This window comes from Nostoc sp. KVJ3, from assembly GCF_026127265.1.
GTDB lineage: Bacteria > Cyanobacteriota > Cyanobacteriia > Cyanobacteriales > Nostocaceae > Nostoc.
The window spans coordinates 1,047,383-1,065,277 of the sequence record NZ_WWFG01000001.1 but is presented as its reverse complement, the minus strand read 5'-3'; the positions used below and the strand labels follow the sequence as shown (position 1 = coordinate 1,065,277).

The 17,895-nt window shown below is 45.4% G+C and carries 5 protein-coding genes; 4 read left to right on the top strand and 1 reads right to left on the bottom strand.

Annotated elements, in window-relative coordinates; translation table 11 throughout:
- Positions 1-9 precede the first annotated feature (9 nt).
- A complete protein-coding gene (locus GTQ43_RS04335) occupies positions 10-1,773 on the bottom strand; it encodes a carbamoyltransferase (RefSeq protein WP_265270999.1) in 1,764 nt (587 codons plus the stop codon).
- A 608-nt stretch (positions 1,774-2,381) separates the two neighbouring features.
- On the opposite strand from GTQ43_RS04335, the gene GTQ43_RS04330 reads away from it, so the two are divergent.
- The 4 genes from GTQ43_RS04330 to GTQ43_RS04315 all read left to right on the top strand — a co-directional run bounded on the left by GTQ43_RS04330 (position 2,382) and on the right by GTQ43_RS04315 (position 17,893).
- A complete protein-coding gene (locus GTQ43_RS04330; RefSeq protein ID WP_265270998.1) occupies positions 2,382-9,923 on the top strand; it encodes a type I polyketide synthase in 7,542 nt (2,513 codons plus the stop codon).
- A 59-nt stretch (positions 9,924-9,982) separates the two neighbouring features.
- Positions 9,983-12,214 carry a type I polyketide synthase gene (locus GTQ43_RS04325; RefSeq protein ID WP_265270996.1) on the top strand — a complete coding sequence of 744 codons (2,232 nt, stop codon included), beginning with the start codon at positions 9,983-9,985 and terminating at the stop codon, positions 12,212-12,214.
- The gene (locus GTQ43_RS04320; protein WP_265270995.1) at positions 12,207-17,099 is read left to right on the top strand and encodes a type I polyketide synthase; all 4,893 of its coding nucleotides are present in this window, start codon (positions 12,207-12,209) and stop codon (positions 17,097-17,099) included. Before GTQ43_RS04325 ends, GTQ43_RS04320 begins: the two co-directional genes overlap by 8 nt.
- A gap of 125 nt (positions 17,100-17,224) precedes the next feature.
- Positions 17,225-17,893, top strand: a complete 669-nt coding sequence (locus GTQ43_RS04315) for an acyl carrier protein (RefSeq protein ID WP_265270994.1) — start codon at positions 17,225-17,227, stop codon at positions 17,891-17,893.
- Positions 17,894-17,895: the final 2 nt, after the last annotated feature.

The following is a 17,895-nucleotide window of genomic DNA, read 5'->3' as shown; positions in this document are numbered from 1 at the left end:
ACCATCGGACTACTTTAAATAAATTCGATCTTCAATAATTAATACATCCATGCCTGTTGTCATAAAAACAGCGATCGCATCTTCCACACTATGAACGATCGGTTTTCCCATCACATTGAAACTTGTGTTCAGAATTAGTGGAATTCCTGTTAGTTGAAAAAAAGCTGAGATCAGATCGTAGAACCTGGGATTCCAATCTCGCTTAACCGTTTGAAGCCGACCTGTACCATCAACGTGAACTACACCTGGAACTTTTTCTGCTGCTTGGGGATGAAAGCGTAAAGCACGCTCCATATAAGGAGTTTCTTGATAATTCTCGAAATATTCAGCACCATATTCATGCAAAATAGCTGGAGCAAATGGGCGAAATTCCTCCCGATATTTCACTTCTACATTCAGCCGTAATTTAATATCAGGCAACCTGGGATCGGCAAGAATCGAACGGTTTCCTAAAGCTCTAGGGCCAAATTCTGCCCTGCCTTGCATCCAGCCAATAATCTTACCCTCGGCCAAAAATTGTGCCGCCTTTTGAGAGACTGTTTCGCCACATTCCAACGGAACTTTTTTGAGTCGGCTATATTGCTCTAAATTACTCAAGGTTTTCATTGATATTGTTGAACCCAGGTAAGGTGATTGGAGCTTTGCAGGTTTTTTATTCTGGGGAGGGCGATCGCTATAGTAAGCAAGTAGAGCCGCACCAACGGCATTACCGTCATCTCCGGGCGCAGAAAAAACATAACAACTCTTAAACTCAGGCACTAATTCTAGTACCTGACCATTAAAAGCTGAATTGAGCGCACATCCACCAGATAGGACAAGACGATCAGATGGACAAATCTCATAAGCACTTTTGAGTAAATCTGTCATTAATTCCGAGAAAACAAGTTGACCTGTATAGGCAAGATCGGCAGCATCGTAGGGATTATCCCAACGCTTTAATATGTAATGATTTAATGTTGATTCATATTGTTGAATTAGTTGTTTATTCTTGTATATAAATCCCCCATCTTTTACTTCCATTAGCCCTTTGAGTGAATCATAGAGAGTCTGATTCAGCTTGCCGTAGGGTGCTAACCCCATTACTTTCCATTCTTCCCCTTTGATAGAATCGAATCCACAAGCGTTACAAAGTTTAGCAAAGAAGACTCCTAAACTGGGTATGGAAGGCTTTATCCTTGGAATGGGCTTGAGAGTGCCGCGATCGTAATGGAATATAGCAGTGGATGAACCTTCACCATAGCCATCGGCAATCACACACAATGCTTCCTCAAAAGGGCTACTGTAACAAGCTGCCGCAGCATGGGTCAGATGATGATCGAATGCCTTACGAGTCACCTGCAAACGAGAATTAATTTGAGGATTTATTTGATTTTTTAATAAAAACACAAATTCTGTATTTAAGCCTAGATTTTTGGCAGTACCAGAAATTAACAATTGTGAAAATGGAGCAGGTAGAGGTGTTTCACTAGATAATAAACCTAACAAAAGTTGAATAACTGGATTTTGGAACAACGAATTAAAGTAAAAGAATTCCGCTTTTCGGAGAGTTGATGGCTGCCACGTACTTGCTAAAATTAAATCGGCATCTTTTTCACAATAGGTGTTAAGCAACTCACTCATCCGGATCAGATCGTCTGGAGGGCTATACCATGCCCGTTTATTTTGCAGGTATCTTTCCGCAGCTTCGGCGAATACTACCTCTCCATTAGAGTTAACAATTGCCAAAGCTGGATCGTGGCAACTACACGATAACCCAATATAGTTTCTAGGCATATAAATTTGCTTATACAGGAATCCGATTTGATTACGAACTTATTTGCGTAGTAAGGGAACAGGGAACAGGCTTGCCGTGACTTGTGCCGAGCATCTCGACTTCACTTGATGGAACCGGAGCCGAGGTAGCGTAGCCGAACGGGAACAGGGAACAGATATGTAATGAGTTTTTTAAAAAATCAAATACGAATTTTATAAATTCAATGTATTCGCAGGTGCTTGAAAAGTCGCAGAGGTTGTCAAAAAGTTTTTCCAACATACTCTGTGAATAAACTTTCCTACCGAAGTATTACAAAAATTTACTGATTTTATAAATAAATAGAGTCAAATATTTCGATATGTTTCTAAATATTACATTTAAGAAAAGTTTCTACTGATAAATAGAAAAGCACAATATAACAAGGTTTGTATCTTAGGTTACTAAGAACACACTTGTAACGAGCTATATGACAGTAGGAATTGTGTTTTTGGGATGTAGTCAAAAAGCTTTTGTAGGCCAAAACATTCATCCAGAAAAAACAGATATCCTAGTTAGCTTCAACCAAACAAGGTTAATGCGAATAAATAGGCTCGCTGCTACTTTAATGGTCGCCCGGTAAACAGAGTCAATGGCTTTTATTTCAGATGGCTTAAGCAGTTCTGGGCGTAAATCTTCTACTTTAGTTGATTTATTACGCTACAGAGCAGACGATCGCCCTAACCAAACAGCCTACACTTTTCTAGTGGATGGGGAAGCTGAAGAAGTTAGTATTACATATCAAGAGTTAGATATCAAAGCACGGGCGATCGCGCAAGTGCTAATTTGTCAGTTTGCAGACAAATTAAAATCTGTTGGAACTACTAGAGAGCGGGTTTTGCTGCTGTATCCACCAGGATGGGAATTTATCGCCGCGTTTTTTGGGTGTTTGTATGCAGGAGTCATCGCTATCCCCGCTTATCCACCCCGACGCAACCAACAGCTAACTCGGTTAAAAGCTATTATTCAAGATGCCCAAGTATCTCTAGCCCTTACCACTAGCTCGATTGCGGCTAACTGGGAAAGCTACCAAGCAGAACTCAAACCATTAAATTTACACTATTTAGTTACTGATAATATCTCTAACAATCTTGCTGATGATTGGGTTCCTCCCCAAATCAAAAGTGAATCACTAGCATTTCTACAATATACTTCTGGTTCTACAGGCTCACCAAAAGGAGTGATGGTGAGTCATGGAAATTTGCTCTACAACGAAGAAATGATGAAGAGAGCAGCCCAACATACAGAAAAAAGCATAATTCTCGGTTGGTTGCCACTCTATCATGACTTGGGACTGATTGGGAACGTACTCCAGCCGTTATATGTAGGTGTACCTGGCATTCTCATGTCACCTGTTGCATTCTTAGAGAAACCCGTTCGTTGGCTCTTGGCAATTTCCCGCTACAAAGCAACCACCAGTGGCGCTCCTAATTTTGCTTACGATCTGTGTGTTAACAAAATTACTCCCCAACAGAGAGAAAATCTGGACTTGAGTAGTTGGGAAGTGGCTTTTAACGGTGCTGAACCCATCCGTGCAGAAACACTAGACCGATTTGGACAAACTTTTGCGCCTTATGGGTTTCGCCCTGAAGCATTCTACCCTTGCTACGGTATGGCAGAAACAACTTTATTGGTTTCTGGGGGTCTGAAAAATGCTGCCCCGTTTGTCGTTACTATTGATACGACTGAATTAGCAAAAAATACTGTAAAAATTACCAATGAGGCAGAAAAAGCCAAAAAAATTGTTAGTTGTGGTCAGAGTTGGTTAGAGGAAAAAATAGCGATCACTAACCCGGAAACTTTAACCTTGTGTCCACCTGGAACAGTTGGAGAAATTTGGGTGGCTGGACAAAATGTCGCTGGGGGCTATTGGGATCGACCTGAAGAAACAGAAAAAATTTTCCATGCTTATACAGCAGATACTAATGAAGGGCCATTTCTGCGAACCGGGGATTTAGGATTTTTGCAGGACGGGGAATTATTTGTCACAGGTCGGATTAAAGATATCATCATCATCCTGGGACGCAACCATTATCCTCAAGATATCGAACAGACAATTGAGCAAAGTCATCCAGCATTACGACCAACTTGTGGGGCAGCGTTTTCAGTTGAAATTAACAGTGAAGAAAAGTTAGTTCTTGTTCAAGAAATAGAACGAACTTATCTCCGTAAACTCAATCAAAATGAAGTTATCGGTGCAATTCGTCAAGCCGTATCTGAGCAACACGATCTACAGGTTCATGCAGTCTTGCTGTTAAAAACAGGCAGTATTCCCAAAACTTCTAGTGGTAAGATTCAGCGTAGTGCTTGCCAGTTGGCATTTCTAAATCACAGCTTAGATGTTGTAGCAGAATGGCGAGCAAATCTTCATCAATCAGAAACATCTTCAGCAAATTATTCAAAACATTACAGCCAAAAAGATATCGAAGCTTGGTTAATTTTAAAAGTTGCAGAACAACTAAAAATTGCTCCCGAACAAATTGATATTCAGCAACCATTAGCTTACTACGGTCTGAGTTCATTAGTAGCTGTAAGCATTGCTAGTGAGTTACAAGAATTGTTGGAGCGACAACTTTCTCCTACTTTATTGTATGATTACCCCAGCATTGAAACCCTATCTCAACATTTAGCTTCGGACTTTCAAAGTGAAGCCAATCCAAAATCTAAAATCCAAAATCCAAAATCGGATAATAGTAATGCCATAGCTATTATTGGTATGGGTTGCCGTTTTCCGAAAGCCGAAAACCCCGAAGCCCTTTGGGAGTTACTACATCAGGGAATTGATGCTATTTCCGAAGTTCCACGATCGCGTTGGAATGCCAGTAACTCCCAAGTCCGTTGGGGTGGTTTTCTGGAACAAGTTGATCGCTTCGATCCGCAATTTTTTGGGATTTCTCCACGAGAAGCCGAGAGCATTGACCCCCAACAACGGCTACTACTAGAAGTAACGTGGGAAGCCCTAGAAAACGCATCTCAAGCACCAGATCGACTTGCAGGAAGTCATACAGGGGTATTCATTGGCATCAGCAATAACGATTATTCCCAGTTACTAGCAAATTACGCAGATGGCAATACCTATTCTGCAACTGGTAATGCTTTAAGTATTGCCGCTAACCGGATTTCCTATCTATTAGATTTGCACGGGCCTAGCTGGGCAGTAGACACAGCTTGTTCATCATCATTAGTAGCTGTTCATCAAGCTTGCCAAAGTTTAAATCAAGGGGAATGCCAGATGGCGATCGCTGGAGGAGTAAATTTAATCTTGACTCCCCAATTGGCGATCGCATTTGCTCAGGCAAACATGATGGCTAAAGATGGTCGTTGCAAAACCTTCGATGCGAAAGCTGATGGTTATGTTCGGGGGGAAGGCTGCGGAATCGTCATTCTCAAACGCCTTGATGATGCGCTGCGAGATGGAGACAATATCCTGGCTACGATCCAAGGTTCAGCAGTTAATCAAGATGGTCGTAGCAATGGCATCACCGCACCTAATGGACTTGCTCAACAAGCAGTCATCCAGCAAGCTTTAGCTAACGCAGGGGTTTTGCCATCACAAATTAGCTATGTAGAAGCTCATGGCACAGGGACATCCTTGGGAGATCCCATAGAGGTTAATGCTTTAAAAGCAGCGCTGATGTTAGATCGCTCGCCAGATCGGGACTGTTGGCTGGGATCGGTGAAAACTAATATTGGACATCTAGAAGCTGCGGCGGGAATTGCTGGTTTAATCAAGGTGGTATTGTGCTTGCAGCACCAGGAAATTCCACCCCATCTGCATCTGGATCAGATCAATCACCTGATTTCCCTAGCAGAAACACCCTTATCAATTCCGCTCCAGCCTCAACAATGGTTGGAAGAGAAGCAGCCACGTTTCGCCGGTGTATCTTCATTCGGCTTCGGCGGTACGAATGCCCATGTAATTTTAGCAGCAGCACCGCAAACAGCCCAGCTAGGATCGGGATTAGAACGCACTCAACATCTATTCACCCTCTCAGCCAAAAATGAACAAGCTTTGCGGGAACTGGTAGAAAGTTATCAAGTATTTCTCTCCTCAAATTTCCAGATATCCCTGGCAGATATTTGCTTTACAGCTAACAGTGGGCGATCGCATTTCGACTACCGTTTAGCTGTTATTGCTGAATCTATCGAACAGTTACAAGAAAAACTAAAAACGACCGAATTTGTAAACATCAAAGTACACAGTAAAAAGTCAGACAAAATAGCTTTTCTCTTCACAGGACAAGGCTCTCAGTATATTGGTATGGGGCGCGAACTTTACGAAACCCAGCCAACTTTCCGCCAAACTCTCGATCGCTGCGATGAAATTCTGCGCCCCTATTTAGAAAAATCCCTACTCAGCGTCCTTTATTCTTCTCCAGATGAAACTTCTCTATTAGATCAAACCGCTTATTCCCAACCAGCTTTATTTGCCTTGGAATATTCCTTAGCCCAGTTATGGCGATCGTGGGGCATTATTCCAGATGTAGTTATGGGGCATAGCGTGGGTGAGTATGTCGCTGCTTGTGTAGCTGGTGTTTTCAGTTTAGAAGCTGGTTTGCAGTTGATTGCTTATAGATCCCGCCTGATGCAAGCATTACCTGATACTGGAGAGATGGTTGCAGTGTTGGCTGATGAGAAATTAGTTCACACAGTTATTCAACCTTACTTAGAAGAGGTGGCAATTGCTGCTGTTAACAGCCCGAATAATACTGTTATTTCTGGAAATACCTCAGCCATCAGAGCAATATCTACCAAACTACACACACAAGGCATTGAGACTAGAAAGTTAAACGTTTCTCATGCCTTTCACTCCCCCTTAATGTCACCGATGTTGGCGGAGTTTGCACTCTTAGCCGCAGAGGTTAACTACTCACTACCAAGCATCAAGTTAATTTCCAACCTCACAGGTATTTTCGCCACTGAAGAAATCCAAACTGCTGATTATTGGGTAAATCATATCTCTCAACCCGTCAGATTTGCCCAGAGCATGAACACTCTGCATCAACAGGGTTATGAAGTGTTTGTGGAAATAGGAGCCAAGCCCATTTTACTAGGGATGGGACGAGAGTGCCTACCAGCAGGAGTGGGAGTTTGGCTGCCTAGTCTGCGTTCAGGGCGATCGGACTGGCAACAGATGCTCGCCAGTTTAGCCGAACTTTATCTTCAGAGTGTAAAAGTAGACTGGCATGGCTTCGAGAGAGACTATTCGCAACGACGGAAAGTAGCTTTGCCGACTTATCCTTTTCAACGGCAAAGGTTTTGGTTGGGTTCAGTTTCTCAGCCAGCGACCCAAAATCAGCTTATTCACCCGCTCCTGGGTCGAAGACTGCGTTCCGCATCGAAAGACATTCAGTTTGAATCCCAACTGAGTGCTACGGCTCCAAATTACCTGGGCGAACATCGCGTTTTTAGCCAGCCGCTTTTCCCCGCCACAGCCTATTTAGAAATGGCCTTGGCTGCTGGTGCTACTCTGTTTCAAACCCATCGGTTGATGCTTGAGGATGTGGTAATTCTACAAGGGTTGGTGCTGCCAGAAACAGATTTTAAAACATTGCAAACCATCCTCACTCCCTTAGAAAATGACGCTTATCTATTTCAGATTTTTAGTCTACAGTCTGAAGAAAATCCTGAATGGCTGCTGCACGCTCAGGGGAAAATCTGCCGATCCACTGTCGATGTTACTAGGAACATAAATATTGAAAATTGTCAAGCAAATTGTGAGCGATCGCTAGCAGTCGATCGCTTTTATGAAAATTTTCACCAGCGAGGAATTGATTATGGTGCTAGCTTCCAAGCCATCCAAGGTTTAGATTGGGATGGTCAGCAAGCCTTGGGCACAATTGAATTATCAGCAGAACAATTTGTAGAAGCAACCGATTATCAAATACATCCGGTGCTATTAGATGCCAGCCTGCAAGTTCTTGCTGCCTCTGAAAATGAACAAAGTGCAGAGCAAAAAACTTATCTTCCAGTCGGTATCGATCGCTTGCAGGTTTACCATCGTCCTAGTCAGCGCCTCTGGGCAATGGGATCGCTTACTTCAGAACAAACTGGTCAAGTCACCCTGTTTAGTGCTGAAGGAGAAACCATTGCGACTGTAGAAGGTTTGCGAGTCAAAGCCTTAGCACGGCTCGATACTCCACAAGAGGATATTACAGATTGGCTCTATCAAGTGGAATGGCGAGTCAGAGCCAGATTTGGCCAATGGCGATCGCTTAAATCCTTGCTGACTCCAGCATCTATTCAACAAAAACTGCAACTTAGCATCCCTCAATTAACAGCTAAAAGTAACTGGGAGGATTATGGTAACTTCCTCAACCAACTAGAAAACCTCAGCATTGAATTTGTACTGCAAGCCTTTGAAGAGATGGGCTGGCTATGGCATCTAGGCGATAACTTTTCTACAGAAGCGATCGCCAAACGGTTAGGAGTCGTTTCGCAGCATCGGTTACTTTTACAACGCCTGTTGCAAATGCTCGCTGAAGTTGAAGTTCTACAGTTAGTTGGAGAACGATGGCAAGTCATCCGCATCCCTGAAAAAGTCACTCTTCAAAAAGCGATCGCCACATTACGCGATCGCTTCCCTGGTACTGATGCAGAACTGACATTGATGGAACGCTGTGCTTCTAAACTGAGTGCCGTACTGCGGGGCGCTATAGATCCGGTGCAATTGGTGTTTCCAGGTGGAGATACGACCGCAGCGACTCGATTTTATCAGGATTCGCCTGGGGCAAAAGTCATGAATAGTTTGGTGGCAGAGGCGATCGCGATCGCTCTAGAACAGCTACCTGGCGTTCGAGGAGTGCGGCTGTTAGAAATTGGTGCAGGTACGGGAGGCACAACCCACTATATTCTGCCGCAGCTTCATCCCGCACAAACCGAGTACGTGTTTACAGATATAGGGGCATTATTTACCAGTCAAGCCCAAGAGAAGTTTCGAGATTATCCTTTTATCCGCTATCAAAAGCTCGACATCGAGCAGTCGCCATCTGAGCAAGGATTTGCCTCTCATCAATATGATGTCGTCATTGCTGCCAACGTCCTACACGCGACAACATCCCTTCGCCAAACCTTAGAACATATACGGCAGTTGTTGGCCCCAGGAGGTCAGTTAGTTTTGTTGGAAGGCACTCGTCGCCAGCGATGGGTAGATTTAATCTTCGGACTTTTGGAAGGGTGGTGGAAATTTCAAGATTTTGATATCCGCCCCGACTATCCTTTAATCAGTGCCGAACAGTGGCAACAATTGCTTGCTGAAAGTGGTTTTTCGCAGGTAGCAGTCATTGTTAAAGGGAACAGGGAACAGGGAATAGGGAACAGGGCTTCTAACCCTTTAGTGGATCGAGGGAAGGAACAAGTAACAATTTCCGCATCTAACCAAAAATCTTCACTGTTGCCCGTTGCCAGTTCCCTGTTCCCTTTAAAACAAGCTTTAATTGTGGCTCAAGTTTCAGAATCTCCCATATCTCAGGTTAGTTTAAAGCATCACAATTGGCTGATTTTTGCGGATCGAGGAGGTGTAGCTGAACATTTAGCCGCGCAACTGAAAGCGCAGGGAGACATCTGTACCTTAGTTTTTCCTGGAGAAAAATATCAGGAAATTGCACCAGCCACATTTGTAATTAACTGCGATCGCCCAGAGGAATTTCTGCAACTCATCAGCAGTCAGTCACAAGATATTTACGGTATCATCCAATGTTGGAATCTCGATCGACCTGAAGCAGTAGCTTTTGAAAAGGGATGCAAAACGACTTTATTCTTAGTGCAAGCGTTAGGCAAAGCTGGATTAGCACAGTCCAGATTGTGGCTTGTAACTTGCGGAGCGCAACCTGTACCCACAGGTGATTCTGAAGACTATCCAGAAGTTTTGGCAGTTAGTCAATCTTCTGTGTGGGGGATGGGGAAAGTCATTGCCCTAGAGCATCCAGAATTAAAGTGTGTATGTATCGATCTCGACCCCAAAACACCCTCACAAGTGCAAGCACAAGCATTACAGGCGGAAATTTGCTCGGAAGATATCGAAGATCGAGTAGCATTTCGGAGGGGATTACGTTACGTTGCCAGACTGGGGCGATATCAGGAGGCAGGAGGCAGGAGGCAGGAGGCAGGAGGCAGATCGCGCAGCGTGTCGTAGACAAGGCAGAAGGCAGGAGTCAGGAGTTACAGAAATTAATCCAAAATTTCCGACTGACAATGCAAGAGCGAGGAATCCTCGAAAACTTACAGTGGGAACCAATAAATCGCCGTCCTCCAAAATCAGGAGAGGTAGAAATTTGCGTACAAGCCGCAGGTTTGAATTTTTTGGATGTCATTGCTGCGTTAGGATTGCTCCCTGAGCAAGTAGATGGTGTGTCTCAACAGCATTTACTAGAAACAACAGGTTTTGGTGGGGAGTGCGCGGGCGAAATTGTTGCCATTGGCGATCGCGTTACCGGCTTGGCGATTGGAGATCCAGTAATAGCGATCGCTCATGGTAGTTTCAGCCGCTTTGTTACGGTTGATGCAGCTTATGTGGTTGCCAAACCAAAGAACCTCAGCTTTGAAGCTGCTGCTGCCATTCCGGTTAATTTTTTGACTGCCTACTATGCGTTCCATCATGCCGGGAAAATTTGTACAGGCGATCGCATTCTCATCCACGCCGCCGCCGGAGGTACTGGGATGGCTGCCGTGCAAATTGCCCAACAATTAGGAGCAGAAGTATTTGCCACTGCTAGTCCTCCCAAATGGCAAGCTCTCAGAAATATGGGCGTGCGGCACATTATGAACTCCCGTACCAGCGAGTTTGTAGAGACAGTGCAGCAAATCACCCAAGGGCAGGGCGTTAATTTGGTACTTAATTCTCTTACTTCTGGCGATGCTATTGCCCATAGCCTAGCGGTGATTCATCCCCACGGTCAATTTTTGGAAATTGGCAAACGGGGAGTTTGGGACTCTCAGCAGGTGGCACAAGTCAGACCTGATGTGGCTTACAAAGTTATCGATCTGGTACGTGTTTCTCAGGAGCAACCAGAATTAATCCAATCCATACTGCGGGAATTAGTCGAGCAATTTGAAAGCGGATTACTCCAACCTCCCCCACTCAGAATATTTCCGATTCAGGAAGTGGTGAATGCTTTTCGTTATATGCAGCAAGCCAAGCATATTGGCAAGATTGTCATCAGTTTGTCCTCGGAAGTTTTAGAGGTAAAAAATTTAGCATTTACAGATAAATTTCATGGTGATAGCACTTACTTAATTACTGGGGGATTAGGAGGTTTAGGATTACTCATAGCCCGTTGGCTAGTAGAGCAGGGAGCTAAAAACCTAGTATTAGTAGGGCGTAAGGGGGTTCGGGATGTGAATCAGACCCAGATGAAGGCGCTGGAACAAGCAGGCGCTAAAGTTGTTATCGCTCAAGTTGATGTGTCTGATATGACAGCGATGCAGCAATTGTTCTCAGAAATTCAACAGTCACTTCCCCCGTTACGGGGTGTGATTCATTCCGCAGGTGTGTTGGCGGATGGGGTGCTGCAACAGCTTTCTTGGCAACGCTTTGAATCGGTAATGGCTCCTAAAGTGCAAGGGGCATGGAATTTGCATCAGTTGACCGAGCATCAACCGTTGGACTTTTTTGTACTCTTTTCTTCTGCTGCCGCTTTACTGGGTTCTCCAGGTCAAAGCAACCACGCAGCCGCCAATGCTTTTTTAGATGCCTTAGCTGCTTACCGTCGAGCAAATGCACTGCCTGGATTGAGTATTAACTGGGGCGTGGTGGCAGAAGTTGGCTCTGCTGCCCAACGGCAGGTAGATGAAAGGGCGCAGCAGCGAGGAATTGGCACGATCGCCCCAGAAAAAGTCTTAGCAGTGTTGGAACAACTCTTGCTGAATAGCTCCCGTGCCACGGTTGGGGTAGTGCCGATACACTGGCAAAAATTTTTAGAGCAGTCGGCTGATTCGCCGTTTTTTGCAGATTGGCGAGAAACATCTGAATTGCGGCCGCATCTTACCTCTGCATTTCGTCAACAGTTAGCAGCAGCAGCTCCTAGCGATCGCCGAGAACTATTAGTTGCCCATATCCAGCGACAGATAGCTCAGGTACTAGGTTTCCCATCATCCGCACAGATAGGTTTAGAGCAAGGTTTTGTGGAGTTGGGAATTGATTCTCTCACTGCTGTGGAATTACGAAATCGCTTGCAAACTAGCTTAGAGTGCGCGATCGCCTCAACTGTAATGTTTGATTATCCCACGGTGGGAGCATTAGTTGATTATCTCATGGGGAAAGTTTTGGGATTAAAAGCTGCTGATATTGTTCTTGACGAAGAACTTGAAGAGACTACAATGGAGCGGTCGCTTTTGGCTAGAACCCAAGAGCTTTCGGAGGCGCAATTAGAAGAGTTCATCAACCAAAAGCTAGATCGGCTGATTCAGGAGAATGCCAATGGCTAAGATTTCATCCCAGAACATTGAAAATCTAACTCCCCTGCAACGGTCTTTTTTGGTGATTGAGCAGTTGCAAGGCAAGCTTGACGCGCTGACAGCCTCTCAAAAGGAACCGATCGCTATTATCGGCATGGGCTGTCGCTTTCCGGGTGGTGCCGATACTCCTGAGCTATTCTGGCAGTTATTACGCCAAGGTATCGATGCGATCGCCGAAGTTCCGAGCGATCGCTGGGATGTGGCAGCTTACTACGACCCCAACCCAGAAGCACCAGGAAAAATGTCTACGCGCTACGGTGGCTTTATTGAAAATTTAAAGGCATTTGACGCCCAATTCTTCGGCATTTCCCCTCGTGAAGCCCTCACCCTTGATCCTCAGCAACGGTTACTGTTGGAAGTCAGTTGGGAAGCTCTGGAAAATGCCGGATTAAATCCTCAACAGCTTGTTAAGACTCAAACAGGTGTATTTGTAGGCATTTCTACGAATGACAATTACCAACGTTTATTGAGCCAAGATGTTACTGAGATAGATGCCTATCTAGCTACAGGCAACGCCCACAGTGTAGCCGCCGGCAGAATATCTTACATTTTAGGCTTGACTGGTCAGAGCCTTGCTGTCGATACAGCCTGTTCTTCCTCGTTAGTGGCGACTCATTTAGCTTGCCAAAGTCTGCGTCAGCGAGAAAGCAATTTAGCGATCGTTGGCGGGGTCAATCGCTTGATTTCGCCAGAATTTACCATCAACCTTTCTCAAGCGCGGATGCTCTCAGGCGATGGCCGCTGCAAGACCTTTGATGCGCGTGCTAATGGCTTTGTCCGTAGTGAGGGGTGCGGCGTAATTATCCTCAAGCGGCTCTCGGATGCAGTGACAGATGGCGACAATATTTTGGCAGTGATTCGGGCTTCAGCAATCAACCAAGATGGTCATACTAGCGGATTAACTGTTCCCAACGGCCCTTCTCAGCAAGCGGTTATCCGTCAGGCACTAAACAACGCTGGAATCAAACCAGACCAGATCGGCTACATCGAAGCACACGGAACCGGAACTTCTCTTGGCGATCCGATTGAAGTAACAGCGCTAGGAGCAGTTTTTGGCGTTAGTCACTCTCAGCAACACCCCTTGATAGTTGGCTCAGTTAAAACTAATATCGGTCATCTGGAAGCAGCCGCCGGGATTGCTGGACTGATTAAGTCGGTTCTACAACTGCAACATGAAGAAATTGCTCCGCACCTACATCTCAAACAACCCAATCCTTATATTAACTGGTCAGAATTGCCGATTCATGTACCAACTCAACTCATACCCTGGTCGAAGGGGAATCAGCCCCGTTTGGCAGGAGTTAGTTCTTTTGGATTCAGTGGCACTAATGCTCATGTAATTGTCGAAGAAGCACCATTAAAGGAGCAGGGGAGCAGGGGAGTAGAGGAGCAGATGAGTAATTCTGAGCGTCCCTATCATCTCCTGACTTTATCCGCTAAAAGTGAGTTAGCACTCCGGCAGCTTGTTTCTCGTTATCACGATCGCATTACCAACCATTTTGATGATGATTTAGGCGACCTCTGTTTTACAGCTAATACCGGGCGATCGCACTTTGATTATCGGCTGGCAATTGTGACTAGCGACCTGACTGACTTGGGTGAAAAATTGCTACGCCTGGATGCAGAGCAATTTACTCTGGCAGCAGGATTGCCGAAAGTGGCTTTTTTGTTTGCAGGTCAGGGGTCAGAATATGTAAACATGGGACGGCAGCTTTACGAAACCCAGCCAAAGTTTCGAGAAGTTTTACAGCAATGCGACACTCTCCTGCAACCTCATTTACATAAATCACTGTTATCTGTAATCTATCCAGAGGTAGAAGAAGAGTCACTTTTGGATCGAACAGTCTACGAACAACCAGCGATTTTTGCCTTGGGATATGCGATCGCTCAAGTGTGGCAATCTTGGGGCATCAAACCCGATGTAGTGATGGGTCACGGTGTCGGTGAGTATGTTGCCGCTTGTGTAGCTGGGGTTTTTTCCCTAGAAGATGGTCTCAAGTTAGTTGCAACTCAGGGACGGCTCATGCAACAGTTAGCATCCGGCGGCGTGGCAGAATTCGAGCAAGTTGCTTGCCAAGTCAATTACGCCCAACCGCGCATCAAGTTCATCTCTAGCATCACAGGAGCGATCGCCACATCTGAAGTCACAACACCTGAATATTGGTGTCGCCACATTCTCTCACCTGTGAACTTTGCTGTCGGCATGGCAACTTTAGCTCAACAAGGTTATGAAGTATTTCTAGAATGCAGTCCCAAGCCTGTCCTGTTAGACATAGGACGTGAGTGTTTCCCACTAGAGCGAGGGACTTGGCTACCATCCTTGGGTAATGGGCAAGAAGATTGGCAACAAATGCTCTCCAGTTTGGGTGAATTGTATGTGCGTGGAGCAAAAGTTGATTGGCATGGATTAGAGTGCAACCACCATCGCCGCAAAGTTGTGCTACCTACCTATCCGTTCCAACGCCAAAACTATTGGATTGAAACCAAACCCACCAGCCCCAAACCGTTATCTCGCTATGAATTTTCTCATCCCTTGCTAGGTCGAAAATTGCAGGTGGCAAGAATTCAAGAAATTGTCTTTGAATCTTGCTTAAGTTCTGAAAACCCAAGTTATTTAGGAGATCATCGAGTTTTTGGGCAGATGATATTGCCAGGTGCCGTTTATCTAGAAATGGCGATCGCTGCTGGTGCTGCTGTTTTCCAATCTGATTGTGTAGTACTAGAAAATGTGGCGATCGAACAACCCCTGATTTTCTCCTCTGGACAAAATCAAACCTTGCAATTGATTTTGACTCCCAACGCCGGACAAAGTTACCATTTTGAAATTTGCAGTCTGAATCGATCACCAGCAGCACAGGAATCTTCGTGGATTATTCATGCTACAGGCACTGTCTTGCCCGGTCAAGCTGCATTCCCGACTGTTGACTTGGCAACTTGGTCAAATCGAGTCGAATCAGCCTTAGAGGTCGTTGAAAGCGAGAATTTTTACCAGCGTTCTCAACAGCAAGGAATGGAATATGGCTCTTATTTTCAAGCCTTAAAGCAAGGGTGGGTGGAAGCAGAGCAGGGTTATGCTCAACTGCAATTACCAGCAAATCTGGAAACTGAGGGCTATCAAATTCATCCAGTTCTGCTCGATGCCAGTTTCCAATGGGGGAGTGCGGCTTTCACACAGGCACTCTTAGCAGATGATGAAACATCTCTGTATTTGCCTGTGGGTATTGAGCGTCTGTACTTTTACAGACGATCTGGGCATCAACTTTGGGTACAAGCTAAAAAAAGATCCGCTAGCCAAAGTGCAATCGGCTACGCTGCGCCAGAAGCGATCGCCACCGATCTCCAGTTAGTCGATTCGAGTGGGGCGGTGGTGGTTCAAGTTGAGGGACTTTCTATGCGCCGAACAACACCCCAATCACTACAACGTATGCTGAAAGAAGATTTCAGCGATTGCCTCTATGAGGTTTGCTGGCAAGCTAAAGTCCTACCTAAAAATCTCATACCTGAAAGAGTGGAGGGTTACTGGTTGATCTTTGCAGATGGCTCTGGACTAGGAGAGCAACTGGCGCAACATTTAGTCCAACAGGGAAAGGATTATGCGATCGCCATACCTGGAGAAACCTATCAACAACTTGATGACAAACACTACCAAATCAATCCTTTAAAACCGACTGATTTTCATAGCCTGTTGCTAACACTCCCCAAACCGCTACAAGGGGTGATTCATCTATGGTCTTTGATCGGAGATCCGGTTGAGCAAATCGATCTGGATAAGTTGAGGCGATCGCAAGAACTAAGTTGTGCCAGTGTGTTACATCTGGTTCAATCCTTAACGGAAAATCATCAATCTGACTCTATTCAACTTTGGTTAGTTACCAAGGGATCTCAGGTAGTCGAACCATTCAAGGGAATAAGGAATGGGGAACAGGGAATTGTTAAAGTTCAAGTTCAGCAAGCACCATTATGGGGATTGGGACGAGTAATTGCCTTGGAGTATCCCGATCTACCTTGCTATCGGCTCGACCTCGATCTAATGGCAACAAGTGTAGCAGACGCAACCGCGATCGCCCAAGAAATCTTTGACTCCGATGGAGAAGACCAAACTGCCCAACGCCAAGGTCAGCGTTATGTAGCGCGGTTAGTTCGTCATCGCACGGTTGAAAAATCAGAGCAAGTAACGATTCGAGCAGAAGGGAGTTACCTAATTACAGGCGGATTGGGAGCCTTGGGTTTACAAGCTGCTCATTGGTTAGTGGGGCGAGGAGTACGTCATTTAGTCCTCATCAGCCGTCAGTCACCAACGCCAACTGTAAGAAATGCGTTCAGCTACACTGCGTCCGAGGCGATCGCCAAGCTGGAGCAAGCTGGAGCAAAGGTAATGGTTGAACAAGCAGATGTTTCTAGCCGGGAGGAAATGACCAGGATATTTACCAAGATACAGGCACAATTACCACCTTTGCGCGGGGTAATCCACGCCGCCGGAGTTTTGGATGATGGCATTCTACAACAGCAAAGTTGGGAAAGCTTTGTGAAAGTTATGACTCCGAAAGTTCAGGGAGCATGGCTGTTGCATGAACTCACTCAAGATATGTCCCTAGACTGGTTTGTTTGTTTCTCATCAATGGTTGCCTGGATGGGAGCAGCCGGACAGGGGAATTATGCTGCTGCTAATGTCTTTCTAGATGCCTTGACCCAATACCGTCAGGCACTTGGTCTGCCCGGACTGAGTGTGCAGTGGGGACCCTGGTCTGAGTATTACAGCCGAATTACCCCCCTTAATCCCCCTTTCCAAGGGGGGAAAAAGAAAAATCTAGTTCCCTCGATGAATTTTGTAAGCACAATCGCAACACCGCCTTAGAAAGGGGGGAAAAAGAAAAATCTAGTTCCCTCCCCTTTACAAGGGGAGGGTTAGGGTGGGGTAATTCAAGGACTGGTAATGATTCGATAACTTCTGTATACAGGGTAGGATCTGAGCCAAGGGGAATGACAAGCCGTTTGAGTCAGCAACTCCAACAAAGGTTTGTGGAGTCAGGATTTAGTTTCATCTCCCAACCAGAAGGGTTACAGATATTAGAACAGTTAATGGCTGGAACGATGGCTCAGGTGGGAGTGATGCCAATTAATTGGCCGCGATTTTTTCAACAAAATTCCGCAGCGACAACATCACCATTTCTAGAAGTGTTTCAGCAACAGTTTGGACAGCAAACTGGGGAGCATTCGCCATTTCTCAAACAGTGGGAAGCAACACCCGTACCTGAGAGGCGAGCTTTGTTAATGAGTTACGTGCGATCGCTCTTAGCTAGAGTCTTGGGCATCAGCGACCCCCAACAAATCAAACCCCAGCAACCTTTGTTCGATTTAGGAATCGACTCGTTGATGGTACTCGATTTAAGAAATCAGCTACAGATGAGTCTTGGTAAGACCCTGCGCTCAACACTGTTGTTTGACTATCCGACATTAGATGCTTTGGTGGGATACCTGGAACGGGAAATGTTAGAACAGTCCTTTCAAGGGAACAGGGAAGAGGGAACAGGGAACAGAGTAAGTGTTGGACGGGGTAACAGTCCCCTTCCAACACAATCGTCCCAAGATGAACTAGCAGATTTATCAGAAGACGAAGTTTTTGCATTACTGGCCAGTGAGTTAGAGTAGCC